The 23,890-nt window shown below is 71.7% G+C and carries 22 protein-coding genes; 3 read left to right on the top strand and 19 right to left on the bottom strand.

The annotated features are described in order from the left end of the window. Positions 1–96: 96 nt before the first annotated feature. Positions 97–1,302 carry an LLM class flavin-dependent oxidoreductase gene (locus BUE41_RS15340; protein WP_073457793.1) on the bottom strand — a complete coding sequence of 402 codons (1,206 nt, stop codon included), beginning with the start codon at positions 1,300–1,302 and terminating at the stop codon, positions 97–99. 118 nt (positions 1,303–1,420) lie between these two features. Between BUE41_RS15340 and BUE41_RS15335 the strand changes: the two genes are divergently transcribed. Further along, entirely contained in the window at positions 1,421–2,602 is a 1,182-nt protein-coding gene (locus BUE41_RS15335) for an acetyl-CoA C-acyltransferase (protein ID WP_073457792.1), read from the top strand. Between the two features lie 100 nt (positions 2,603–2,702). Here the strand turns inward: BUE41_RS15335 and BUE41_RS15330 are convergent, their stop codons facing one another. Then, on the bottom strand, positions 2,703–3,554 hold the full coding sequence (locus BUE41_RS15330; RefSeq protein ID WP_073457791.1) for an alpha/beta fold hydrolase: 852 nt from the start codon (positions 3,552–3,554) through the stop codon (positions 2,703–2,705). 269 nt (positions 3,555–3,823) lie between these two features. Beyond that, the gene (locus BUE41_RS15325; RefSeq protein WP_073457790.1) at positions 3,824–4,978 is read right to left on the bottom strand and encodes an amidohydrolase family protein; all 1,155 of its coding nucleotides are present in this window, start codon (positions 4,976–4,978) and stop codon (positions 3,824–3,826) included. A gap of 197 nt (positions 4,979–5,175) precedes the next feature. Here BUE41_RS15325 and BUE41_RS15320 point away from each other — a divergent pair, with 197 nt between their 5' ends. Beyond that, positions 5,176–6,120 (top strand): alpha/beta hydrolase, encoded by a 945-nt coding sequence (locus tag BUE41_RS15320; protein ID WP_143172181.1) that lies wholly within the window; start codon positions 5,176–5,178, stop codon positions 6,118–6,120. On the opposite strand, the gene BUE41_RS15315 is transcribed toward BUE41_RS15320, so the two are convergent. The 8 genes from BUE41_RS15315 to BUE41_RS15280 all read right to left on the bottom strand — a co-directional run bounded on the left by BUE41_RS15315 (position 6,096) and on the right by BUE41_RS15280 (position 14,176). Then, complete coding sequence (locus tag BUE41_RS15315; RefSeq protein WP_073457788.1) at positions 6,096–7,031, bottom strand: LLM class F420-dependent oxidoreductase; 936 nt, start codon at positions 7,029–7,031, stop codon at positions 6,096–6,098. The genes BUE41_RS15320 and BUE41_RS15315 overlap by 25 nt on opposite strands. Further along, positions 7,028–7,930, bottom strand: a complete 903-nt coding sequence (locus tag BUE41_RS15310; RefSeq protein ID WP_073457787.1) for an SDR family NAD(P)-dependent oxidoreductase — start codon at positions 7,928–7,930, stop codon at positions 7,028–7,030. Before BUE41_RS15310 ends, BUE41_RS15315 begins: the two co-directional genes overlap by 4 nt. Beyond that, the gene (locus tag BUE41_RS15305) at positions 7,927–8,400 is read right to left on the bottom strand and encodes a MaoC family dehydratase (protein ID WP_073457786.1); all 474 of its coding nucleotides are present in this window, start codon (positions 8,398–8,400) and stop codon (positions 7,927–7,929) included. Before BUE41_RS15305 ends, BUE41_RS15310 begins: the two co-directional genes overlap by 4 nt. A gap of 10 nt (positions 8,401–8,410) precedes the next feature. Then, positions 8,411–9,904: a class I adenylate-forming enzyme family protein gene (locus BUE41_RS15300; RefSeq protein ID WP_073457785.1), complete on the bottom strand. Its 1,494-nt coding sequence runs from the start codon at positions 9,902–9,904 to the stop codon at positions 8,411–8,413. Next, complete coding sequence (locus BUE41_RS15295) at positions 9,901–11,076, bottom strand: alpha/beta hydrolase family protein (RefSeq protein ID WP_159444914.1); 1,176 nt, start codon at positions 11,074–11,076, stop codon at positions 9,901–9,903. Before BUE41_RS15295 ends, BUE41_RS15300 begins: the two co-directional genes overlap by 4 nt. Before the next feature lie 75 nt (positions 11,077–11,151). Next, a complete protein-coding gene (locus tag BUE41_RS15290) occupies positions 11,152–11,916 on the bottom strand; it encodes an enoyl-CoA hydratase/isomerase family protein (protein WP_073457897.1) in 765 nt (254 codons plus the stop codon). A 97-nt stretch (positions 11,917–12,013) separates the two neighbouring features. Next, on the bottom strand, positions 12,014–12,997 hold the full coding sequence (locus BUE41_RS15285) for an acyl-CoA dehydrogenase family protein (RefSeq protein ID WP_073457783.1): 984 nt from the start codon (positions 12,995–12,997) through the stop codon (positions 12,014–12,016). 3 nt (positions 12,998–13,000) lie between these two features. Beyond that, positions 13,001–14,176: an acyl-CoA dehydrogenase family protein gene (locus BUE41_RS15280; RefSeq protein ID WP_159444913.1), complete on the bottom strand. Its 1,176-nt coding sequence runs from the start codon at positions 14,174–14,176 to the stop codon at positions 13,001–13,003. A gap of 151 nt (positions 14,177–14,327) precedes the next feature. On the opposite strand from BUE41_RS15280, the gene BUE41_RS15275 reads away from it, so the two are divergent. Further along, positions 14,328–14,876, top strand: a complete 549-nt coding sequence (locus BUE41_RS15275) for a nuclear transport factor 2 family protein (RefSeq protein WP_073457782.1) — start codon at positions 14,328–14,330, stop codon at positions 14,874–14,876. A gap of 403 nt (positions 14,877–15,279) precedes the next feature. Here BUE41_RS15275 and BUE41_RS15270 read toward each other — a convergent pair whose 3' ends face one another. The 8 genes from BUE41_RS15270 to BUE41_RS15235 form a co-directional block, all read right to left on the bottom strand. Then, positions 15,280–15,714 (bottom strand): MarR family winged helix-turn-helix transcriptional regulator, encoded by a 435-nt coding sequence (locus BUE41_RS15270; protein WP_143172178.1) that lies wholly within the window; start codon positions 15,712–15,714, stop codon positions 15,280–15,282. Then, positions 15,707–16,507: an amidohydrolase family protein gene (locus BUE41_RS15265; RefSeq protein WP_073457780.1), complete on the bottom strand. Its 801-nt coding sequence runs from the start codon at positions 16,505–16,507 to the stop codon at positions 15,707–15,709. Before BUE41_RS15265 ends, BUE41_RS15270 begins: the two co-directional genes overlap by 8 nt. Next, entirely contained in the window at positions 16,504–18,582 is a 2,079-nt protein-coding gene (locus tag BUE41_RS15260) for an acetate--CoA ligase family protein (protein ID WP_073457779.1), read from the bottom strand. The genes BUE41_RS15265 and BUE41_RS15260 overlap by 4 nt, the downstream gene beginning before the upstream one ends. Before the next feature lie 40 nt (positions 18,583–18,622). Then, positions 18,623–19,072: a Zn-ribbon domain-containing OB-fold protein gene (locus tag BUE41_RS15255; protein WP_084755096.1), complete on the bottom strand. Its 450-nt coding sequence runs from the start codon at positions 19,070–19,072 to the stop codon at positions 18,623–18,625. Next, entirely contained in the window at positions 19,069–20,295 is a 1,227-nt protein-coding gene (locus BUE41_RS15250) for a thiolase C-terminal domain-containing protein (RefSeq protein ID WP_143172177.1), read from the bottom strand. The genes BUE41_RS15255 and BUE41_RS15250 overlap by 4 nt, the downstream gene beginning before the upstream one ends. A 57-nt stretch (positions 20,296–20,352) precedes the next feature. Beyond that, complete coding sequence (locus BUE41_RS15245) at positions 20,353–21,588, bottom strand: C4-dicarboxylate TRAP transporter substrate-binding protein (protein WP_073457777.1); 1,236 nt, start codon at positions 21,586–21,588, stop codon at positions 20,353–20,355. A gap of 128 nt (positions 21,589–21,716) precedes the next feature. Further along, on the bottom strand, positions 21,717–23,234 hold the full coding sequence (locus tag BUE41_RS15240) for a TRAP transporter large permease (RefSeq protein ID WP_200803925.1): 1,518 nt from the start codon (positions 23,232–23,234) through the stop codon (positions 21,717–21,719). Continuing rightward, on the bottom strand, positions 23,231–23,734 hold the full coding sequence (locus tag BUE41_RS15235; protein WP_073457776.1) for a TRAP transporter small permease: 504 nt from the start codon (positions 23,732–23,734) through the stop codon (positions 23,231–23,233). Before BUE41_RS15235 ends, BUE41_RS15240 begins: the two co-directional genes overlap by 4 nt. Positions 23,735–23,890 lie beyond the last annotated feature (156 nt).

Genomic DNA, 23,890 nt, shown 5'->3' with positions numbered 1-23,890 from the left:
CGGTGGTGTGCCGAGCATTCCGGCGACCTGTTACGAAACGCGTTACATGAGGTCGCCGGATCACCCGTCCGGACTCGGTACGGAATCCGTACCGGACTACTCGTCCTTCCCGCGGAAACGGCTCGTGATCCCCGCGGGCGAGAGTGCGACGTCGGAGTTCTCCTCCAGCTCGTCACCGGGCCGGAACGCGTCCGGGTTCGGCACGTAGTCGCGGATCTTCGGCAGCACCTTCGTGCCCAGCAGCTCGAGGTTCTCCATGATCGCCTCGTGCGAGAGGTGCCCGAACTCGCAGTAGCAGATCAGCTGGTCGACGCCGGCGTCGGCGTAGCGCTTCATCTTCTCGACGACCTCGTCGACGTCGCCGACGATGACCATGTCCTGCTTGGCGAAGTCGTGGACGTCGAAGCGGCCCTCCGCCCGCTCCTTCAGCAGCGGGAAGATCGCGTCCTTCTGCTCCTGGGTGTAGTTCGGGAAGTCCCACTCGAGGGCGAGCTCGGCCTGGTTCTGGTACCACCACCACACCGAGTCCCACGCCTTGCGCTCCTCGATGACGTCGCGCGACTCCGCGCAGTGCACCAGCGTGTACGCCGCCACGCGGTTCAGGGTCACGTCGGTGATGGGCTTGGGGTTGCGCGCGGCCTCGCGGTACTCGCGGATGTGCCGGGCCATCGTCTCGAGCGGGCGCAGGATGGAGAACGACAGCAGCCCGAGGCCCGCCTCGCCCGCGGCTGCGGCGCTGCCCTCGCTGACCGCGGCCGTCCACGCCGGCGGGTGCGGCGACTGCACCGGCTTCGGCAGCACCGGCCGGGGCGTCTCGAACTTGAGGTACTCGCTGTCCCAGGTGAAGCGGTCGTTGCCCCACATCGACACGACCGACTGCACCGCGTCGCGCCACTGCAGTCGGCTCACGTCACCGGTCGGCACGCCGAACGCGGTCTGCTCACCCGGCGTCGACCGGCCGGTGCCCCATTCCACACGGCCGCCGCTGAGCACGTCGACCGTCGCGACCTTCTCGGCCACGCGCACGGGGTGGGTGAAGCCGTGGGGCATGAGGGTGACGCCGAAACCGAGCCGGATCTGCTCGGTCACCTGCGACAGCGCGCCGAGCAGCACCTCGGGAGCCGAGCAGTGCGAGCGGCCCTCCCGGAAATGGTGCTCGACGAACCACGCCGTGCGGAAACCGAGCTTGTCCGCGAGCTTCACCTGCTCGATGGCGCTCTGGAACTTGGCTTGCTCAGCCTCGTGCAGACCACCTTCCCACGGCTTCGCCACGGTGATCTCGAACAGCAGGTCTAGGTCCATACCCGCACGCTATGGACGTGCGGTTACGGTAGCCGTTACGCCGTTCACACACCTCGTTCGCGAAATTCCGGTGAACGATAACCGGGTGCGTAACGGATACGCGCATAGCGTCGGACACATGAGTGCATCCGAAGAGGTCGTGATCGTCGACGCCGTGCGATCACCCATCGGCAGACGGAACGGCGCACTGGCATCGGCCTCTTCGACGGAGGTGCTCGGCGACGTGCTGCTGGCCCTCGTCGAGCGGACCGGACTGGACCCGAACGTCGTCGACCACGTGGTCGGCGGGTGCGTGAACCAGCTGGGGATGCAGGCGTCGAACGTGGCCCGGCACGCCTGGCTCGCGGCGGGCCTGCCGCTGGAGGTGCCGGCGGTCACCGTCAACACGCAGTGCGGGTCGTCGCAGGAGGCGGTGACCCTGTCGCACGGGCTGATCGCGAGCGGGATCGCCGACGTCGCCGTCGCGTGCGGGGTGGAGCTGATGAGCCGGATCCCGCTCGGGTCGAACGTGCCGCGCGAGCCGGACTACGGCACGCCGCGCGGCGGCCGCTACGCCCGTTTCCACGAGCCGACGACGCAGTTCGAGGGCGCCGAGCGCATCGCGGAGAAGTGGTCCATCGAGCGCGACCAGCTCGACGCGTTCGGCAAGCGCTCCCAGGACCTCGCCATCGCCGCGTGGGAGCAGGGTCGGTTCGACCGGCAGATCGTGCCGATCGAGGTGCCGGCCCGCGACGCCACCGGCACCATCACGGTCGACCGGGACGAGGGGCTGCGCGAAACCACGCTGGAGGCGCTCGCCGGGCTCACGCCGATCACCCGCGCCGGCGGTGCGCCGGCCCGGCACACGGCCGGCACCGCGTCGCAGATCTCCGACGGGGCGAGCGCCGCGCTGCTGATGTCGCGGCGGCGGGCCGAGCAGCTCGGGCTGCGGCCCCGCGCGATCGTGCGCCGATCCGTGCTCGTGGGCAGTGACCCGGTGCTGATGCTGACCGGGCCGATCGTGGCCACCGAGAAGATCCTCCGCGACACCGGGTTGAGCATCGACGACATCGATCTCGTCGAGATCAACGAGGCCTTCGCCTCCGTCGTGCTGGCGTGGCTCGCCGAGACCCACGCCGACCCGGCGAAGGTGAACCCCAACGGCGGCGCCATCGCGCTCGGCCACCCCCTCGGCGCCACCGGCACCGTGCTGCTCGCCAAGGCCGTCGACGAGCTGGAGCGCACCGGCGGGCGGCTGGGGCTCGTGACCATGTGCTGCGGGGGCGGGCTCGGGACCGGCACGCTGCTGGAGCGGGCCTGATCCCGCCGGGTGCTGGCCCGGCTGAAACGCAACGAACGGCCCTTTCGTCCACTCGGAGTGGACGAAAGGGCCGTTCGTTGCGTCCAGGGACTGGGTGCGGTCAGGCGTCCGCGTCGAAGCTCCCCCGCAGGAACTGCTTCACGACCGCAGCCACCCGCGCCGGAGCCTCGATCCACCAGTCGTGCCCGACCCCGTCGAGCGCGACGAGCGTGGCCTGCGGGATCTGCCGCCACAGCGTCCACGCGTCGTCGAGCCGGACGAGGCGGTCCCCGCTGCCGGTGACGACGAGCGTCCGGGACCGGATCCGGTCGAGCCGGCCCCGCGAGGTGAACCGGCCGATGACCGCCCAGAACCGTCCGCGCACCTCCGGTGGCTGGGCGAAGTTCGGTCCGAACACCTGCTCGACACCCGCGTCGACGAGCTTCGGGTCGCGGGCGACCGCAGCCTGCGAGTACAGGAACTCGGCCGCGCGCCGCACGCCCTCGGGATCCCCGGCCTGTGCCCGGCGCAGCGCCTCCCCGACCTCGTCCTCCACGGTGAGCTTCTGGTCCTCGATCGCTCGCAGCTGCGGGTCGTCGGGCCGGTGCGCATCGTGCCCGGGGGTGGTCATGGTCAGTGCGAGGCGGTCGACGCCTTCCGGGTGCTCGATCGCCAGCGCCTGGCCGACCAGGGCCGAGTGGGAGAGCCCGACGAAGTGCGCCCGCTCGTAGCCGAGCGCTCGCAGCACGGCCAGGCAGTCCGCGGCGAGGTCCTCGATCGTGAACGGCTCGGGCGGGAAGCGCGTCAGCCCGGCGGCATCGCGGAAGTCGACGCCGATCACCGTGTACTCGCCCGCGAACTCCGCTGCGACGGCGCGCCAGCGCGTCGTGCTCGCGTGGGACGGCATCAGCAGGGGTGGCCCCTCGCCGACCACCTCGTAGTGGATGTATCCGCCGTTCGCCTGGACCTGCATCGAACCCCCCGATCACCGCGCCGGAACCGGTTTCGCCACGCATCGCCCGCGACCCATGTGCGCGCCACGCACCGCGAAAACGAAACGGGCACGATCCACCCGGGGTCGCGCGGGGCCCGCCACGGCCGCCGTGCCGCTGGGCCGCGGTTCGCACCACGACCTCACCCGGGCAGATCGTGCCCGCCCTCCCGAGAGGTCCCCCGTGCCGAGGGGCCCTCACCCGGTGCGGCGGCGGGGTGTGCTCCGAGGTCCCGCCGCCGCACCGCGGCTCACGCCGGCACCGCGGTGGGTGCCTTCGCCATCTCCCACTTGAACAGCTTCTCGGCGTTCTTGTAGGTGATCAGCTCGCGCTCCTCGGCGGGGAGCGGGCCGATGATCTCCTCGACGCCCTTCTGGCTGTGCGGCCACGGCGAGTCGACGTGCGGGTAGTCGCACTCCCACAGGATCCGGTCGACGCCGATGTCGTAGCGGTACTTGATGCCGACCGGCTCCTCGATCATGCAGAACCAGTAGTTGGTGCGGAACACGTCGCTGGGCAGCCGCTGGTCGAGGCCGCTCCACTTGCGGTGGCGCAGGTACTGCCGGTCGGCGCGCTCGACCGCCGCGGGCACCCAGCCGATGCCGCCCTCCGAGTAGCAGACCTTGATGTTCGGGAACTTGTTCGGCACCGGGCTCATCGACAGGTTCACGGCCGACACGAACGAGTTCACCGACGACAGCGCGATCGTCACCGGGCCGAGGCCGTCGAAGTTCGGCGCGTCGGGCGAGGGCGAGGGCAGGCCGCCGCTCGTCCCGATGTGCATGCAGACCACCATGTCGGTCTCGGTGACCGCCTGCCAGAACGGGTCCCAGTGGTCGGTGAAGAACGACGGCAGACCGAGCGGCACCGTGTTCTCCGGGAAGCTGATCGCCCGGGCGCCCTTCTCGGCGCAGCGGTGGATCTCCTTCGCCATCGCCGGCGGATCCCACAGCTGTCCGATGATCATCGGCACGAACATGCCCGGGACGGCGGCGCACCACTCGTCGATGATGAAGTCGTTGTAGGCGCGGACGCACTCGTCCGCGAGCTCCTTGTCCTTGAACTTCAGGAACAGGGTGCCGCCGAACTTCGGCAGGGTCGGGAAGCACACGCTCGCCCGGATGCCGTTGTCGAGCATGTCCTTGGCCCGCGCCACGGGGTCGTAGCAGCCGGGAAGCATGTCGGAGAACCGGATCGGGTCCGGCGTGTACACGTCCGACGACTTCCCCGCGACCGCGTTGAGGCCCATCTGAGCGCTGCGCGTGTCCTCGTAGACCCAGTACTCGCGGTCGCCTTCCTCGATGACGTGCGGTGCGACGTCGCGGAACTTCGCCGACACTCGGTCCGTCCACACCCGGCCGTGCTCGATCACGTGATCGTCGGCACTGAACAGGTCGTAGGCCATGATTCTCCTCGGTGCTCTCTGCACTGGACTCGGTGAGCCTGTGGTGCGCGCGGCTCGTCGGGAGCCAGTACGGGCGCGGCTAGCAGTCCTGTGTGCCTGCCATGGCCTCCACCCTGTTGCGGCGCCGTTACCTCGGCCATTACCCGCCCTGGGGCCCGGTAACGACACCGGTAATACCGGTGTCCGACGATCGGTGCGTGCCACTCTCCCCCGACGCAGCACGACTCCTGGCGGTCCTGCAGGAGCGCTCCCCCGCCGTGGGTACCGAGGTCCTCGACGCGCCGACGGCCCGCCGTCTGCAGGCCGAGGCCGCCCGCCGCGTCCCCGGGCCCGATCTCGCCGAGGTCACCGACCGGACGATCCCGGGCCCGCCCGGTGCGCCCGAGGTGCCCGTGCGGGTCTACCGGCCGGACCCCGGCGTCCAGGGCGCCCCGGCGGTCCTCTACCTGCACGGCGGCGGCTGGGTGCTCTGCGACCTCGACTCGCACGACGCGATCTGCCGCAGGCTCGCCCGCGACACCGGCGCGGTCGTGGTCTCCGTCGACTACCGGCGCGCCCCCGAGAGCCCCTTCCCCGCCGCGCTCGACGACGCGTGCGCCGCGTTGGGCTGGCTCCACGACGAGGCACCCGCGCTGGGCGTCGCCCGCGAGCGGATCGCGATCGCCGGGGACAGCGCGGGCGGCAACCTCGCCGCCGGGGTCACGCTGCGCGTGCGCGACGCCGGCGGGCCCGTCGTGCGCTGCCAGGTCCTGGTGTACCCGGTGACGGACTGCCGCTTCGACACCCCGTCCTACCTCCGCTTCGCCGACGGCGGCGGCTCGCTCACGCTGCCGAAGATGCGGTGGTACTGGGACCAGTACGTGCCGGACGGGGACCGGACGAACCCGTACTGCTCCCCGCTGCGCGCTGAGCTGGCCGGTCTGCCGCCGGCGTTCGTCGCGGTGGCCGAGTGCGATCCGCTCAACAGCGAGGGGCACGCCTACGCCGCCCGTCTGGCCGCCTCCGGGGTGGCGGTGACCACCCGGGAGTACCCCGCGTTCCACGGCTTCCTCGGTCTCCACGACCAGCTGCCCGAGGCGCGGCAGGCCCACGCCGACATCGCGGCCTGGATCGCCGCTCAGCTCCGGGAGGAGCAGGGTTGAGCGGCGCCCACGGCGCGCCCGAGCTCGGCGAGCTGCGCGCACGTCGTCGGGAGATCGGCGGCCGGGTCCAGCCGGACCACCGTGTAGGTGACGCCGAGCTTCGCCAGCTCGGCAAGCCGGGTGCGGCGCTCGTCCGGGCTCATCGCGAGGCGCAGGTCCGCCGCGGGATCGGGCACCGCGATGTCCAGCTCGTCGAGGTTGCGCCCGGCGGCCGCCATCCGCCCGCCCAGGTCGTCGAGGAGCCCGCGCAGCTCGTCGTGCGAGGTGATCGACCGGGTGCGAGCCGCGGCGGCCACCGAGGGATCGCCCAGCATCGGCGACCAGCCGGCCCCGAACCGGGCCACCCGATCCAGCACGACCGAGCTGTTCCCGCCCAGCCACAGCGGCGGGTGCGGCAGCTGCACCGGCCGGGGCAGCGAGGTGACACCGAGCGCCGTGAACCGCCTGCCGGCGAAGCGGAACTCCTCGGTCGTCCAGAGGTTGCGCAGCACCTCGACGGCCTCGTCGAACAGCGCGTTCCGCTCGGCGAAGTCCACGCCGAGCGCCGCGAACTCCGACCGCAGGTACCCGGCGCCGAGCACGAACGTCGCCCGGCCCCCGGAGAGCACGTCGACGGTGGCCAGCGACTTGGCGGTGGCGAGCGGATTGCGGTAGGGCAGCACGACGAGCCGCGTCATGAGCCGCAGCCGGGTCGTGACGGCGGCGCAGAACGCGAGCGCCGCGAACGGGTCGAACGTCTCGTGCCCGCCCTGCCGCAGCCACTTCGCCGACGGTGCCGGGTGGTCGGTGAAGGCCAGCGCGTCGATCCCGGCCTCTTCCGCCGTCTGCGCGAACCGGCGGATCCCGTCGGGCGAGATCCACTCGCCGCCGCCGCGCTCGCTCGAGACCGGGTACTCGACGAGGAACTTCACCGGACGACCTCGCCGCGCTGGTTCGCGTTCGGCTGCGCACGGTCGAGCAGGTCACGCAGCACACCGTCGACGTCCTCGGCGGACTCGACGGGCGGCGCGGTCGGGCCCCGCCGCCACCCCTCGGCGACGGCCAGGTTACGGCCCGAGGAGACGATGACCCGGCCGGTGACCCCGGTGGACTGCTTCGAGGCCAGCCACACGACCACCGGGGACACCCACTTCGGGTCGAGCACGCCCGATCGAGCGTCCTCGCTCTCGCCGAACCGGGTGTCAGCGGTCATCCGCGTCAGCGCGGTCGGGCACACGGCGTTGACCGTGATCCCGTAGCGCTCCAGCTCACGGGAGGTGATGATCGTGAACGACGCGATGGCGGCCTTGGCGGCACCGTAGTTGGACTGGCCGACGTTGCCGTAGATGCCCGACGACGAGGTCGTGTTGACGATCCGCGCGTCGTTCTCGACGCCCTTCTTGTGCTGTTCGCGCCAGTACCGGGCGGCGGCGCGGGAGGTGAGGAACGTCGACCGGAGATGGACCTTCAGCACCGAGTCCCAGTCCTCGGTCGTCATGTTCACCAGCATCTTGTCGCGCAGGATGCCGGCGTTGTTGATCACGACGTCGAGCCGGCCCCAGGTCGACAGTGCGCACTCCAGCAGGCTCTCGGCGCCCTCCTCGGTCGAGACGTCGCCCGCGTGCGCCACGGCCTGGCCGCCTGCGGCGCGGATCTTCTCGACGACGGCCTCGGCGACCGACGGGTCCGGTCGCGTGCCGTCCTTGGCGGCGCCGAGGTCGTTGACGACCACGCGGGCACCGGCGGCGGCGAGTGCGTGCGCGTGCACTTCGCCCAGGCCGCGCCCGGCGCCCGTGACGACGCAGACCCGGTCCGCGCACATGCCGGTCATGGGGAGTCCTTTCCACGTTGGAGCCGGACCGGGTGGTACTCGAGGACGACGTCGCCGTGCTGGTTGAGCACCCGGTTGTGCGTCTTCACCAGGCCGCGCCCCGGCTTGCTGGTGGGCCGCGACTCGGTCACCTCGACGACGACCTCGATCGTGTCGCCGACGTAGCAGGGATGGCGCACGTCGAACTGGGCCCCGAGGAAGCCCAGGCCGGTGCCGGTCATGACGTTGGTCTGCACGACGAGCCCCTCAGCCAGGGCCAGCGTGAGCACACCGGGCACGAGCCGGCCCGCGTACCCGGCCGCCTCGGCCTTGCGCGCGTCGTAGAAGAGGGGGCCGCAGAACCCGGAGAGCGCGACGTAGTTGACGAGATCGGTCTCGGTGATCGTGCGGGCGAAGGTGCGGAACCGGAACCCGACGGGCTGATCCTCCCAGGTCAGGCCCTTCGCCAGGTGCGGGACGCCCGAGCTCATGGTGATCCCCTCACCCCGCAGCCAGCTCGGCCCGCAGCACGCGGCGCAGCAGCTTGCCGCTGTCGGTGTAGGGCAGGGCGTCGACGAACACGACCCGTTCCGGGGTGCGCGAGGAGCGGAGCCGGCCACGGACCCACTCGCGCAGCTCCTCGCCGCTGACCTGCGCGTCCGGCTTGCGGACGACGGCCGCCACGATCGTCTCGCCCCACTCGACGTGCGGCAGGCCGACCACGGCGGCCTCGGCGACCGCGGGGTGGGCGACCAGCACGTCCTCCACCTCGCCCGGTGGCACGTTCTCGCCGCCGCGGACGATCACGTCGTCGAGCCGGCCGTCGAGGAACAGGTACCCGTCGGCGTCGATGTGGCCGGCGTCCTTCGTGGCGAACCAGCCGTCCGGCCCGAGCACGCTCGTACCGGCGTACTCCCCCGCCACCTGCGGCCCGCGGACGTGGATCTCGCCCCGCTCCCCGGGACCGACCACCCGGCCCGCCGGGTCGCGGACCTCGATCTCGACGCCGGGGATCGGCTTGCCGACCGAGGCCAGGCGGGCGCGCACCTGCGGATCGCTGCTGGCGATCGCGTCGCGGTGATCCTGCGGGCCGAGCACGGCGATCGTCGAGCTGGTCTCGGTGAGGCCGTAGCCGTTGACGAAGTCGACGTGCGGCAGCAGCCGCAGCGCCCGTTCGATGACCGGGGTGGGCATGCGGCCGCCGCCGTAGGACAGGTGCCGCAGCGCCGGAAGCGTCTCGCCCTCCGCCTCCAGGACGTCGATGATGCGGGTCAGCATCGTGGGCACGACCATGGCGTGCGTCGCGCGCTGCTCCCGGGCGTGCACCACCCAGGCCTTGGCGTCGAACTGCGGCAGCGGCGCGATCCGCCGCCCGGCGTAGACGGCGGTGAGCAGGCCGATCATCCCGGCGATGTGGTACGGCGGCACGCTGACCAGTGCGCACTCGTCCGGCGCCGCGGTCATGAGCTCGACCGACGACAGCACGTACGACGCCAGGTGGCGGTTGCGCAGGGTCGCCGCCTTCGGCGCGGCCGTCGTGCCGCTGGTGAAGATCTGCACGGCGACCGCGTCCGGGTCCGGCTCGGGGACCGGATCCGGTACCGCGGTCTGCGCGGCCGCGGCCCGGAACGCGGCCAGCGGTACCCGGGTGACGCCCGGGACGTCGATCTCGGGCAGCGCCATGGCGTCGTCGGTCACCACGACAGCGGGCGCCACCCGTTCCAGCAGGTGGCGCAGCTGATCGCGGGTGAGCCGGTAGTTCAGCGGGACGAACGGGCGCCCGGCGACCGCGCTGCCGAACAGCAGGTGGACCACGTCCGGGCCGTTGCCGCCCAGGTAGCAGACGTGCGCGGCGTCGGTCGACGCGATCCATCCGGCCACCCGCCTGCTGTGCTCCAGCAGCTCGGCATGGGTGGCGCCGCCGTCCGCGGGGCCGACGGCGACCCGGCCGTCCCCGGCCATGGCCGCCATCTCCAGCAGCATGGCGACGTTCATGAGGTGACTCGTTCCGTCCAGGCCCTGGTGGGCGGGTTTCCGCTTCCGGTCAGGTGGCCGATCAGCCACTCGCAGATGACGTCCTGCGCCGCGGCGGCCTCGACGGCGGGGTGGCCACCGGAGAACAGGCGGACCGTCTTCGGCTGCCCGTGCTCGAGCGACAGCGTCACGTCGGCGACGCTCTGCAGGCCGTCCTTGCCGCTGACCAGCAGCAGCGGGCACGACGGGGTGTCCAGCAGCCCCTGGTCGAGCAGGGACAGCGCCGCACAGCGCGGGGCGTACTCGTCGAACGTGGTCACGCCGAACATCCGGGCCCGCACCGCGACCGGTTCGGTCAGGTACGACTGGGCCTCGCAGGACATCTGTTGCCACGAGGGCTGGAACGACACGTGCACCCCGCCGCCCCAGTTCACCGCGGCGACCAGCCGGTCCCGGTGGGTGTGCGCGAGCTTGTGGGCCCAGTAGCCGCCGAACGCCGAGCCGAGCACGGCCACCCGGTCGGCGTCGAGCCCGTTCGCGGCGATCCAGTCGAGCACCGGGTCCCACATCCGCTCCGCGTCCGGCCCGGCGAGCACCGGCGCCTCACCGACGCCCGGGATGTCCACGAGCACGACCGCGACACCGCGGTCGACGTAGCGGCGGGCGATGTCGTAGGCGGCCTCCTTGCCGGCGTCGACGCCCACGGAGGCGATCACGACCGGCGGGCGGGCGACCCCGATCGGGCGGACGACGTAGAAGACGACCGACTCGCCTTCGTCCGCCCTGCCGTGGAACGGCACCTCGACCCGGCGCGCGGGCGGATCCTCCAGGCTCACCGCCCGCAGGAAGTAGGCGCGCTCCAGCTCGTAGGCGCGGGCCTTGGCCGGGTGGTTGGGTGCCGGGAACCGCGCCAGCGACGCGAACCGGTACGCCTGCCACCACGCCTTCGCCGCGGTCCGCACGTCCGACGCGGCGCCGGCCTGCGCGACGAACTCGTCGGCGGCGCCCAGCCACGTTGCGCACCACTGCTGCGGATCCACCCCGGTCAGCGCGCCGATGGTGCGGACCGCCGCCGGTCCGTCCACCGAGCGCATCGGATACCGGCCGAGCTCGAGGTGGTGGCGCAACCACGCCCGTGCACCCTCGATGCTGCGCGCCTCACCCCCGACCACGACGTCGCTCACGTCAAGCATCCAGCCGTTGTCCATCCGTTGCCACTGGCCGATCTGCACGGCGCCACCCACCACGACCCGGACCCGCCGCCCGGTTCACCGCGCCTTCGTCGTGAACTTCTCGATGAAGCTCTTGACCTCGTCGGTGACGAAGGACTCGCTCTCGGCGGCCAGCGCGAACGGCGTGATCCGCAGCGCAGCGGCCTCGATGTGCAGGTTGATCGCCTTCTTCGTCTCCTGGACCGCGTGCGGGGAGAGCTCCGCCAGCCGCCGCGCGAGGCCCAGTGCCTCCTGGAGGACGTCCTCCTTGGGCACGGCGCGGTTCGCCAGGCCGAGGCGCACCGCCTCCTCCGCCGGGATGCGCTCGCCGAGCAGCAGGTACTCCTTCGCCTTCAGGTACCCGACGAGCAGCGGCCACAGGACCGCGCCACCGTCACCCGCGACGAGCCCCGCGTTCACGTGCGGGTCCGCGAGGAACGCGGTGTCGGCGATGACGACGATGTCGCTCAGCAGCGCCAGGCTGCACCCCAGGCCGACCGCCGGGCCGTTGATCGCGGCCACCACCGGCAGGTGGCAGCGCATCAGCGACTCGGGCACCGCCCGCGCGATCCGCATCCAGTAGAAGCGGTTGTGGAACTCCCTGCGGTTCTCGAAGTTCGAGATGTCCCCACCCGCGCTGAACGCCTTGCCGGCGCCGGTGAGCACGATCGCGCGCGCGTCCGGATCGCGCTCGACCGAGCGCAGCGTGTCGATGAACGCGACCTTCAGCGGGTCGTCGAAGGAGTTCAGCGCCTCCGGGCGGTTCAGCGTCAGGATCCTGATCGGCCCATCGGATTCCACCTTCACCAGATCCGCCGTCATCGCGTCCACCCGTCCTCAAATCGTCACGTGCGTTTCGGCCGGAAATCTCCCGACCGTTGCGAAATCATTTCCTGCCGCTCGTTACCGGCTTCGTTATTCAGGCCAGCGCGGGGACGAGCGGCACCTCGCGGGTCTCCACCAGATCGCGGCCCAGCGTCCCGACCAGCCACGCGCCGGGACCGAGCAGGCAGTCGACGAGCTGGGCCCGGCGCACGAACCGGTGCAGCTGGTGCTCGCGGGTGAAGCCCATCGCACCGCAGAGCTGCTGGCCGTCGCGGGCCGCCGCTGCGGCGGCCCGCCACGCGAGGCTCTTGGCGGCCCAGGTGACCCGCCGGTCGTCGGTCGTCCAGGCCGCGGCCAGAGCGCCGCGCGCCGCCGCGAGCGCGACCTCGATGTCGGCCAGGCGGTGCCGGACGGTCTGCAGGGAGCTGAGCGGTTTGCCGAACTGGCGGCGCTGCGCGACGTGCTCCTGCGCGATCGTGTGCACGGCGGCGGCGAGCCCGACCAGCTCGTGCCCGACGCAGCGCTGCGCCCGCGGCAGGACCGAGGACCAGCGCAGCTCGGTGGGAGTGACCGCCTCCCGGCTGACGGTGGTGCGCACGAGCGCCATCCCCGCCGAGGCGTCGAGCCCGGCGAACGGGATGGCGGTCACCGCGTCCGCCGGTACGCGCACCAGGACGGAGTCGGCGGACTCGGCCCCGGGCCCGGCGACCGGCACCAGGTACTCGTCGGCGCGCTGCCACCCGGCGAGCACCACGCCGACGACGGTGAGCACGTCGTCGGCCAGTCGGGAGCTGGGCTCCAGGCTGCGCCGGAAGTCCGGCCAGACCACGGCGGTCGTGCGCATCGAGACCGGACCGGCCGCGTCGAGGACGACGAGGTCGAGGGCCGGTGTGGCCGCGCAGGCCCGGCCCTGCTCCTCGAACAACACCGAGCAGGCCGGTTCCGGCTCCTCCGACAGCAGGTCCAGCCAGCCCTGTTCGGCCAGTGCACCGGGCACCGCCACGGGATCCGCGGAGTCGAGCAGCGACCGCGTCGACTCGCGCAGGAGGGCCAGCTCGTTCTCCGACATCTCCGGCATCGACTACTCCTTCGGCAGGGCGAGGACGCGGTTGGCGATGATGTCCCGCTGCACCTCGACGGTGCCCCCGAGCACGGAGGCCATCCGGCTGAACCACCACTCCTGTCGCCAGACCCCGGTCCCCGGCTCGTCACCGATCTCCAGCCGGGGCCACATCAACGCGCGGGCGGCGTCCAGCACCGCCTTGTCGGTGGTGGACAGCAGCACCTTGACGACGGAGATCGCCGGGCCGAGCTGTTCGCCCGCCACCAGGCGGCGCAGCGTGTCCAGTGAAGTCGCCCGCAGCGCGAGCAGGTTCAGGTACGCCTCACCGACCGCCTCCGCGGCCGCGTCTGCGTCGGCGTCCGGCTCGTTGAGCGCGGCCACCAGCCGGGACCGCAGCCAGGCCTGCCGCTGCCAGGCGAAGTTCCCGCGCTCGAACTGCAGCAGGTACATCGCGACGGCCCAGCCGCCGTCGACCTCACCGACCAGCGCGTCGGCCGGGATCGCGGCGTCGCTGAAGAACACCTCGGAGAGGGCCTCGCGGCCGTCGGCGCACGGGATCGGCCGGACCGTGATGCCCGGGGTCTGCAGGTCGACCAGGAACATCGACAGTCCGCGGTGGCGGCTCTCCGGGGTGCCGGTGCGGGCGAGCAGCAGGATCCGCCGGGCGATGTGGCCACGGCTGGTCCAGATCTTCTGGCCGTTCAGGATCCAGCGGTCACCGTCCCGCGTGGCGCGGGTGCGCAACGAGGCGAGGTCGCTGCCGGCCTCCGGCTCGGAGAACCCCTGGCACCACAGCTCGTCGCCGCGCAGCATCGCGGCGAGCTCCCCGTGCCTCGCCGGCGCGAAGTGCAGGATCGTCGGGCCGATGATCTCGGCGAGCCCGCACGACTCCGGGATCGAGTAGCCCGCCGCGGCCAGCTCCTCCAGCACGACGCCGCGCAGCAGCGGGTCACCGCCCAGGCCGCCGCACTCCGGCGGCCAGCCCGACCGGGTCCAGCCGGCGTCCCACAGCAGCCGCCGCAGCCGCTGCTCGTGGGCGAACACCTCCGCCATCGTCCCGGGCAGCGGATGCCGGTGCGGCTCCAGCACGGCGGCGTTGTCGGCCAGCCATTCGCGGAACGCGGTCGCGAACTCGGCCACGGAACCGTCGACGGGCGGCAGGGAAACTGGTTGCGTCGAGACCACGACAGACACGCTCACATCCCTGAGGCGATTGTTCTGCCGGTACGATCGGCGCTTCTCGTTACCGTCGTCGTTACCCCGCCGCTAACGCGCCGGGTAACGCGCCGCAGGTCGGCTTCTCCCGGCAAACGGCGTCACGATGCGAGCCCGGAGTGCGAGGCAGATGGACGTGGATGGGGCGCGGCTCGCGGCTCTGCTCGACCGCGAGGAGATCACCCAGGTGCTGCACCGGCTCTGCCGGGGCCTGGACCGGGCCGACGCCCGGCTGTGCGCGAGCTGCTACCACCCGGACGCCACCGAGGTCCACGGGGACTGGTGCGGCAGCGCCGCCGGGTTCTACGAGCGCGCGCTCGGCCGCATCCCCGACCGCTACGAGGTCATGCGGCACTCCCTCAGCACGATCACGATCGAGCTGGACGGCGACCGGGCGCACGTCGAGTCGTACGTCACCGCGGCGTGCGTGCTGCGCGAACGGCGCGCCGGCCGCAAGATCGTGTCCGTGCTGCACGGCCGCTACGTCGATCTCTTCGAGCGACGGGCCGTCGAATGGCGCATCGCCCACCGCGTCGTCGTGAAGGACTACCGCGACGTGCGCGCGATCGACGACCCGGCCGAGCAGTACCCGCTCGCCGAGTGGGGCCCCGCCGATCCGTCGTACCTGCGCGGCGAGGCGCTCCGCGCGCTGCGCCCGACCGAGCCCGCCACCCGCTAGCCCCACCACCGGGTGTCCGCCGCGCCGCGGTCCTCGCGCGGCGAGCTCCCCCGTCCAGGCCAGCGAGTTGCCCCGACGGGCAGCGCGAGTTGCCCGTTCGAGGACGGCGAGTTGCCCTTCGGAGCAGGGCGAGCTGCCCCGTCCGGGCATGACGATTCACTCGCTCCCGGACGCCGGGTTGCCTCGTTCAGCGGCCGGCGTTGCCCCGGCCGGACGACGCACCGTCGCGGAGCCGGTGTTCCGCCGGGCCGTCGGGAGAAGCTCACGCCTCCTCACGGGGCAACTCGCCGGGCCGCACGGGGCAACTCACCGGGCCGCACGGGACAACTCGCCGGGCCGCACGGGGCAACTCACCGGGCCGGACGGGGCAACTCGCGGTGCCCGCTGGGGTAGCTCACGGGCGTCAGTGCCGGTCGGCCAGCGCCTCCAGCACGGGCAGCACGTTCTTCACGGCCGCCCGCTGCGCGTCGTCGAGCGCGGCGAGCCGACGGGCGAGCCCAGCCGTCTGCCGGTGCCGGGCCAGCGCCAGCGTCGCCGCGCCCGCCGCGGTCAGCCGCACGGTGCGGCGACGACGGTCGTTGTCGTTGCCGCGCTCGACGAGGCCGCGTTCTTGGAGGGTCGCGACGACCCGCGACATCGTCGGCGGGCGCACGCCCTCGAGCGCGGCGAGCGTCCCGAGGGGGAGCTCGCCGCGCGCGTCGAGGATCGCGAGCGTTCCGTACTGCAGCGGCGGCAGGTCACCGGCCACGCCGAGGCGGAGCTTGCGCTGCAGCCGCCCGACGACGAGCCGCAGCCGCATCGGCAGGTCCGCCGCCGCGCTGCTCGTCGTGCTACGCACGACCGATCAGGCGCCGGGCGTTCCCGCTGAGGATCGCGGCCAGCTCGTCGTCGGTCAGCCCGAGGTTGAGCACCTCGTACAGGGGGAACGGAACCTGGTACAAGCGCGGCTGCGTGTAGAAGTCCGTTCCCAGCAAGAGCCGCTCGGGCCCGACGGCCTCGACGAACGCGTCCAGGCCGTGCGCGACCGACGCGAGCAGTGCCGTGTCGAACAGGAGGTTCGGGCACTGCTTCGCGATGAGGACCATCTCCCCCGCACCGCCGGGCGAGGAGAAGCCGTCGAGCCCGACGAAGGTGATCTCCGGGAACTCCTGCGCGAGCTCGGCGAGCCGCCACGGATCCTCCAGCAGCGACCCGCTGACGATGTGGACGAACACCGGCTTCCGGTGGCGCTGGATCGCCTCCAGGATCGGCCGCATCCGCTGGTCGTTGATCGTGGTCTGCTGGAAGTGGTGGTGGAACACGAACCCGTCCACGCCCAGTTCGACGGCGGCTCGGTCCACCTCGCGCACGGCCGCGGCCACGTCGGTCGGGTCCACCGTGGCGAACGCGGCGAGGTACTTGTCGGGGTCTTTCGCCCGGTACGCCGCGACCCCGTCGTTCACCGACGGGGCGTTGGCGGCGTTCACCCCGGTCGCCCCGGCCAGCACGAACACCCCATCGATGTGGTGCTCGGCCATGAACTCCGCTCGCGGATCCGAACCGTGTCCGGCGCCTCCGGTCCAGACCGCGGCGTCCATCGTCGCGAAGTGGTGGTGGACGTCGATGACGGGGCAGGGCGGGATCAGTTTCACAGCGCCTCCTCCGGGCCGGTCCCCTTCAGGTGGATCGAGGCGTCGACCGCCACCGCGCGTCCATCACCCACGATGAAGGGGTTGATCTCGATCTGCGTCACGACGTCGCGAGCGGCCAGCGCGAGCCTGCCGAGCGCGTGCACGGCGCCGACCGCGGAGTCGAAGCCCGACATGCCGCGCGCACCCTCGTCCAGCACCTTCCCGATCAGGGTGCGGCGCAGCGCGGCGGCGATGTCCTGCGGCTGGGCCGGCAGCCGGACGTACGTGACGTCCTTGATCGACTCGACGAGCCGGCCCCCGGTGCCGACGGCCAGCACCGGCCCGAAGTCGGGGTGCTGGAACGCGCTGGCGAACATCTCGGCCCCACCGGCGAACCGGGCCACCAGGTAGTCGCCGCCGAACTTCTCCTCCAGCTCCGCCCCGGCCTTCTCCACCTCGGCCGCGTTGCGCAGGTCGAGCACCACGCCGCCCTGGTCGGAGATGCGGGTCTGCGCGGTGTCCACCTTGATCACGACCGGGAACCCGATCTCCTCGGCGGCGGCGACCAGGGTGTCGCCGGTCGCGCGCCGCCACGGCACCACGGGCACGCCGTTGACGTCGAGGAACTCCAGCGAGTCCGACTCGCGCAGCTCGGCCGTGCCGAACCCGGCCGGCGTGACGAGCGTCCCGGCGGCGCCGGTGGTGTCCCGCGTGCGCGGCGTGGCACGCTGCACGGCGGCCGCCGCGCGGGCGAACGCGGCCGATCCGCGCACGACCGGGATCCCGGCCGAGGTGAGGATGCCTTCCGCCGCGCCGTCGTAGCTCCCGCCGTTCCACACGACCGCCACCTGGGCGGGCGAGCTCGCCGCCGCGTCGACGACCGCCCGCGCCGCGGGCCGCAGGTCCTCCGCGGTCGTCGTGATCACGACGACGATCTTGCAGTCCGGATCGTTGCCGAGCGTCTCGACGACGCGCCCGAGGACCTCGGGGCGGTCGAAGCCGAGGAACGTGGCGTCGACCGGGTTCGTGACGCTCGCGGAGCCCGGCAGCAGCTCGCGCAGGGTGTCGACGGTGCTCGCCTGCAGGGTGGCGAACTCCAGTTCGCTGCTGCTCAGGACGTCGGCGAACAGGGTGAGGTTGCCCCCCGAGATCGACACGACGCCCAGCCCCAGCCGCCCCTCGCGGGCGGGTGCGGAGCCGACCACCTGCAGCGCGTTGATCGCGTCGGCGACGTCGTCGACGCACACGATCCCCGCCCCCTCGGCGCAGTCGCGCACGAGCTCGTAGTCACCGGCGAGCGAGCCGGTGTGTCCACGCGCCGCCGCCGCGCCGGATTCTCCGCGGCCGAGCTTGAGCAGCACGATCGGCTTCTGCAGCCCGATCTCGTCCACCCGCCGCACGACCTGGGCCACGTGCGCGTTGCTCTCGGCGACGATCAGGATCCGGCGGGTGTGCTCGTCGGCGTAGAGGAACTCGACGAGGTCACCGAAGTCCACCCCGGCGGAGTTCCCGGTGTTGAGCGCGTACGAGAACGCCATGGGGCTCTCGGCGACCGCGTACGCGATGGTGCCGAACGCCAGCCCGCCGCTCTGCGAGATCAGCGCGAGATCGCCGGCTTCCTGGTTGCGCGCGATCACCGACGACGTCGTCGCGGTGAGCCCGTCCACCAGGTTGACGAAGCCCATGCAGTTCGGGCCGAGGAACGGCAGATCGGCGCTGCGGCTCAGCTCGACGAGCTGCTGCTGCGCCCGGACGCCGTCCTCACCGGCCTCGGCGTACCCGGAGGCGAAGATGCTCACGCCCTGCACGCCGAGCCGGGCGCACTCCTCGACGACCTCCTGCACCTGGTCCCGCGGCAGGATCACGATGCAGTGGTCGATCTGCTCCCCCACCGCCGACAGGCTGGGGAAGCAGGGCAGTCCGGCCACTTCCGAGCGCCGTGGGTTGATCGGGAACAGCTTCCCGGCGAAGCCCCCTTGGCGGATGGCCGGGACGATCCTGCCCGCCAGCTTGTTCGTGTCGCCCGACGCTCCGACGACCGCGACCGAGCGCGGGCGGAGCAGGCGTTCGATCCGCTGCACGGCAGCAGACGGCATGGACGTTCTCCTGTTCTGGTGCTGGGGAACGGGCTGCGGACTAGTCCTGCAGCACGAAGAAGGGCAGGGTGCGGTCCTGGCCGGGCACGTCGTGGTACTTCACGGCGGCCCGCCTGCCGATGCGGACGTCCTGCGGGTCGCAGTCGACGATCCGCGTGGCGAACAGGGGCCCCTCGTCGAGCTCGATCAGCGCGAGCACGTACGGCAGGTCGGGCTGGAACGCCGGGTCGACCACCTTGTGCACGGTCAGGTGCGCGAACACCGTGCCGCGGCCGCTGGTGGGCGCCCACTCCATCTCGTCGAAGTCGGGGATGTCGGCGTGCCGCACGCACACCGTGTACGGGTAGTAGCAGGCGCCGCAGCGGCGGCACTTCACGAGCCGGAACTCGTGCCGGCGCAGTCCCTCCCAGAACGGGACGATCTCCGGCAGCAGCGGCGGGAACGGCCGCTCCACCCAGGGGCCGAGCCGGGACACCTTCTGCTCGCTCATGACAGCTCGTTCCCCAGGATCATCGTGGCGTGCGATGAGCACATGAACGGTTCCACCATCTCGCCTCCGTGGCCGTTGGTGAGGGCGAGGTGCGCGTTGGGGACCTGCCGGTCCCCCGCCTCGCCGCGCAGCTGACGGGTCGCCTCGACCACGTTCGGGAAGTCGAACAGGTACATGCCCGAGAGCAGCCCGCCGTGGGTGTTGATCGGGAACGAGCCGCCGGGCCGGGTCGCGCCGCTCCTCAGGAACTCCCCGGCCTCACCCTTCTTGCAGTACCCGTAGTCCTCCAGGTAGAAGATGATCTCCATCGTGAAGCAGTCGTAGAGCTCCGCGACGTCGATGCTCCAGATGTTCTCGCCGGCCTCCGCGAACGCCTGCTTCGCCGCGAACGCGCCGTCGACCTGGGTGTAGTTGCTCTTGTCCCACCACTGCTTGCGCGCCTGGTCACCGAACCCGAGGCCCTTGAGGTAGACCGGCGGTTTCGGCCCGCTCCTGGCCCGGTCGGCGGTGGTGACGACGATCGCCGCGCCGAGGTCGCTCTCGATGCAGCAGTCCATCTTCCGCAGCGGTTCGATCACGTAGTCGGAGGCGAGGTAGTCCTCACGCGTCAGCTTCCGGTCGTGGAACCGCGCCTCCGGGTTCAGGTTCGCCCATTCTCGCGCGGACAGCGCCACCTCGGCGAGGTCCTCGGCCGTCGTGCCGTACTCGTGCATGTGCCGGGACACGTAGAACCCGTGCGAGCTGCCGCCGCCCGCGGCGGCGTTGAAGCCCAGCGGCCCGATGCCGAACCCCAGCTGGCCGCGCCATCCGCCCGTGCCGAGCATGCCGACGGGACCCTCCGGGGCGTGCGACGCCGACCAGCCGGGCAGGCCGCAGGACACGATCACGTACTTGGCCAGGCCGAGCCGCAGGTAGTGGGTGGCCAGCAGCAGCCCGTTGTGCGCGGCCTGGCCGCCGCGCGCCACCGTCAGGTAGAAGTTCGGCCGCAGCCCCAGCATGCGGGAGTAGGTGTCGGTCCACTGCAGCGGCGGATGCGGGCTGGCCATCATCGCGTGGACGACGCCGTCGATGTCCTCCCGGGCCAGCCCGGCGTCCTCGATGGCGAGCTTGGCGGCCCACGCCTCCAGCCGCATCGCGCTCATGCCCCGGGCGTGGGTGCGCGCCGTCGGCGTCATCCCGACGCCGACGATGGCGAACTTGTCGCGGAATTCTCTGGTACTCACTCTGCACTCCTACGCGGACGATTTCGTCCGCGATCGCTCAGAACTCAGCGGGTCAATTCATCGAGTGTTCGGCGGAAGCGGGAACAGTTCCTTCCCGGTGATCTCCAGGAACCGGCTGAGATCGAGGTCGCCGCCCTTGATGTAGCTCTCGGTGATCGCAGCCGGATCGCGCGGGGGCGGCGGGGTCCCGAGCGCCTCGGTCGTCTTCGCCATCCACTTGTCCAGCAGTGCCCGGTACTTGTCGACGAGGCCCTGCGGATCGGCGAGCCCGGGCGGTGGCGAGGCCACCTTCGCGGCGATGAACTTCTCCTGGTGCTGCTTCAGCAGCGCGTCGAGCGGCGTCGGGTCGTGGAAGACGATCCCGTGCTTGGCCGGGCCCTCCGTGGCGAACCGGGCGTAGTTCTGCAGGACCTCCTGCGTGACCCCGACGAACCACCGGTGCGCGGCCTCGGTGATGACGGCCTGGGCGTCCGGCGGGAGGCTGTTCCAGACCTCGAGGTTGATGACCTGCGCGGAGCTGTTGAACGCGCTCATCGACACCGGGATGAAGTGCTTGGCGACGTCCCACCAGCCGTAACCCATGAGCGTCGAGGGCGCCGCGGTGATGCAGTCGACGACGCCGCGCTGCAGCGCCTCGTACGTCTCGGGCGCGGGGACCTGGACCGACACCATCCCCATGGCCTCGATCTCGGCGTTCCAGACCCCGCCGCCGGAGCGCACCCGCGTGCCCTTCGCGGCCTCCACCGAGTCGATCGGCTTGGTGCACAGCAGTGCGTTGCCCACCCCGGGCTGGGAGATGTTGAGGACCTTGATGTTGTGGCCGGACCACTCCTTCAGCACGTCCGAGTCGTTCTGCAGCTCCTGGATCGCGGCGGAGCCGGCGAGCATGCCGTGCGGGATGTCGTTGGACGGCATCGAGCCCAGATCCATGATCCAGTTCCCGAGCGCCATCTTCTGCGGGTAGTACGACGGCATCACGAATCCCGCGTCGGCCACCCCGGAACCGATTCCCTCGAGCGTCTCGTCGCCCGGCAGCAGCGATCCGTTGAAGTACTGCTCGAACCTGATCTTCCCGCCGGTCTTCTCCTCGACCTCCTTCGCGAACACTTCGAAGTTCAGGGCGCCCGCACTCTTCTCCGCGCTCACCGATGTGTAGGTCAGCGTGATCGGATCCATCGTCTCGATGCTGTCGGCGACCTTTCCACCGGCCGACCCGCCGCCGCACGAGCTGAGCACGAGCATCAGCGCGGCCGACACCGCCGCGCCGAGGAACGCCTTCCGGGGCCTCGTCATGATCCTGCCACTCTCCGTTGAGTACGTCGCTGCACGAACCACCGCCGAAATGGTTCTTTTCGTGTCGTTACGACGCACGTTACGAGCGCCGTTCCAACGCATTTCCGGCACCGAATGCCGAATTCCGCTCATTGCGCGGATCCGCTGCTCGGAAGCCAGAGGGCGAGATCCGGGAAGAGGATCAGCAGCACGACGAGCGCCAACGCGGTGGCGACGAACCACACGCACCCGCGGAACACCGTCGCCAGGCTGATCGCGGTGCCCAGGTTGACCTCCCGGTCCTGGGCGAGCCCGTGGACGATGAACGCCACCACCCCGACCGGGGGCGTGATCATCGCGATCTCGGCCATGAGGACGGCGAAGATGCCGAACCAGACGAGGTCGATGCTCAGCGCCTCCAGCACCGGGAGCAGGACCGGGATCGTCAGCATGAGCATGGCCAGGGTGTCCATGAACATGCCGAGCACGAGGTAGGTCACGACCAGGGTCAGCAGCAGCGCGATCGGGGTCAGGTCGAGGGCCGTGACCATCCGCGACGCCGCCTGAGCGAGGCCGGAGAGCGCGACCAGCCGGCTGAGGATGTGCACGCCGATGAGCAAGAACATGATCATCGCGACCGCGGACGCGGTCTCGGCGAGCGAGCGCCCGAGCACGGCGAACACGGCGCGGGCTCCGGCCCTCCGCTTGCTCCAGACCCCGATGAGGATCGCCACCAGCGCGCCGACTGCTCCGGCCTCCGTCGCGGTCATGAAGCCCGAGTACATCCCGCCGATGATGACGAGGATCAGCACGGGCAACGGCCAGATCGACGCCAGCGACCGCAGCCGCACACCCCAGGGGACGGCGGCGGTGTGCGTCGCCGGGGCGAGATCGGGATCGATCCGGGCCCGCACCATGATCATCACGGCGAACAGCACGGCGAGCAGCACGCCGGGCACCACGCCCGCCAGGAGCTGCGGGCCGACCGGGGTCTGGGCGATTCCGGCGTAGATGACCAGCAGCACGCTGGGCGGGATGATCTGACCGAGGGTGCCGGCCGCGGTGACCACTCCGGTCGCCAGCTGCGGCGAGTACCGCGACCGGAGCATCTCGGGGATCGCCACGCGGCCCATCGCGTAGGAGATGCCGGTCGTGCTGCCACTGGCCGCGGCCAGCCCGGCCCCGGACGCGACGGTGGCGACCGCGAGCCCGCCCCGCATCCGGCCCAGCCACAGCCGGGCCGCGTCGAACAGCTGGCCGGTGATGCCGGTCTGCCCCAGCACGATGCCCATCAGGACGAACATCGGCGTGACGGTGAGGCTCCAGCTCGCCGCCGAGGAGTACGGGATGGTGGACAAGGCGCTGCCCAGCCCGGACCACCCGCCCAGCTTCCACAGGCCGAGCGCGCCCCCGAACGCCATCGCGACGGAGACGTGCACCCCGCAGATGAGCAGGAGGATGGTCAGCGGCACCACGAGCACCCCGACCGTGAGCCGGCTGATGTCGGCGAACACGATCGTGGCGGTCAGGCCGATGCAGACCGCGACCATCACCAGGAACCCGGCCGAGCTCGGCGTGAAGCGCCGCCGCGGGATCGGATCCGCGAGCCGGGGCGGCTCGGTGACCGCGATCCGGGACTCGGCGACGTTCTCGGACGTGGAGGTCATCGAGCCGGTTCCTCCTGCTGGCGTCGGTCGCGACTCGCCTGCGGCCGCGTCAGGACGAGGTGGACGGACACGAGGGCCTGCAGCGCCAGGGCCGCAGCGCCCACCGGAACGGCCCAGTGCATCGGCCAGACGAGCACGCTCGACGCGGCGGCCGTCTCGCGGATCGCGGTGCTCTCGACCGCCTCGCCCCATCCGTACGCGGCGACGAGTGCGGCGAAGCCGGCCATCAGGACCAGGGCACTCACCTCAGTGGCGCGCTGCCACGACGCGGGGAGCCGGTGGGTCAGCACGGTCGCCCGGACGTGCTCTCCGCGCAGCTGGGCGTACCCGAGGCCGCCGAAGACCACGAGCACCATCCAGTAGTACTGGGCCAGTTCCAACGTGGCCGGGATCGGGGAGTTGAAGACGTTGCGCGCCACGACGTCGGCGACGACCTGCACCATCAGCACGACGGTTGCGGCCGCTGCGAGAACGACGAGCGCGATCGACAGCCGGCTCACCCATCGAACGACCGGTGACCCGGCGACGGGCGAATCCTCCTGTGTTCCTGACATCGATGTCCCTCCGCTCAGGAGCCACGTCCGGCGGACCGTTCCCGGAGCGCTGTGAGGAGTTCGGTGGATTCCGGGGAGGTCCGCGTAACGGTCGCCGGACGC

Origin of the sequence: Pseudonocardia thermophila (genome assembly GCF_900142365.1) — a bacterium.
GTDB lineage: Bacteria > Actinomycetota > Actinomycetes > Mycobacteriales > Pseudonocardiaceae > Pseudonocardia > Pseudonocardia thermophila.
The sequence above is the reverse complement of the archived record's forward strand: the minus strand, read 5'-3'. Positions and strand labels throughout refer to the sequence as shown.

Bases quoted from the DNA above. Each gene is read 5' to 3' on its own strand.
- BUE41_RS15340 (WP_073457793.1), bottom strand. From the start codon at position 1,302: ATGGACCTAGACCTGCTGTTCGAGATCACCGTGGCGAAGCCGTGGGAA.
- BUE41_RS15335 (WP_073457792.1), top strand. From the start codon at position 1,421: ATGAGTGCATCCGAAGAGGTCGTGATCGTCGACGCCGTGCGATCACCC.
- BUE41_RS15330 (WP_073457791.1), bottom strand. From the start codon at position 3,554: ATGCAGGTCCAGGCGAACGGCGGATACATCCACTACGAGGTGGTCGGC.
- BUE41_RS15325 (WP_073457790.1), bottom strand. From the start codon at position 4,978: ATGGCCTACGACCTGTTCAGTGCCGACGATCACGTGATCGAGCACGGC.
- BUE41_RS15310 (WP_073457787.1), bottom strand. From the start codon at position 7,930: ATGACCGGCATGTGCGCGGACCGGGTCTGCGTCGTCACGGGCGCCGGG.
- BUE41_RS15305 (WP_073457786.1), bottom strand. From the start codon at position 8,400: ATGAGCTCGGGCGTCCCGCACCTGGCGAAGGGCCTGACCTGGGAGGAT.
- BUE41_RS15300 (WP_073457785.1), bottom strand. From the start codon at position 9,904: ATGAACGTCGCCATGCTGCTGGAGATGGCGGCCATGGCCGGGGACGGC.
- BUE41_RS15295 (WP_159444914.1), bottom strand. From the start codon at position 11,076: ATGCTTGACGTGAGCGACGTCGTGGTCGGGGGTGAGGCGCGCAGCATC.
- BUE41_RS15290 (WP_073457897.1), bottom strand. From the start codon at position 11,916: ATGACGGCGGATCTGGTGAAGGTGGAATCCGATGGGCCGATCAGGATC.
- BUE41_RS15285 (WP_073457783.1), bottom strand. From the start codon at position 12,997: ATGCCGGAGATGTCGGAGAACGAGCTGGCCCTCCTGCGCGAGTCGACG.
- BUE41_RS15275 (WP_073457782.1), top strand. From the start codon at position 14,328: ATGGACGTGGATGGGGCGCGGCTCGCGGCTCTGCTCGACCGCGAGGAG.
- BUE41_RS15260 (WP_073457779.1), bottom strand. From the start codon at position 18,582: ATGCCGTCTGCTGCCGTGCAGCGGATCGAACGCCTGCTCCGCCCGCGC.
- BUE41_RS15255 (WP_084755096.1), bottom strand. From the start codon at position 19,072: ATGAGCGAGCAGAAGGTGTCCCGGCTCGGCCCCTGGGTGGAGCGGCCG.
- BUE41_RS15245 (WP_073457777.1), bottom strand. From the start codon at position 21,588: ATGACGAGGCCCCGGAAGGCGTTCCTCGGCGCGGCGGTGTCGGCCGCG.
- BUE41_RS15240 (WP_200803925.1), bottom strand. From the start codon at position 23,234: ATGACCTCCACGTCCGAGAACGTCGCCGAGTCCCGGATCGCGGTCACC.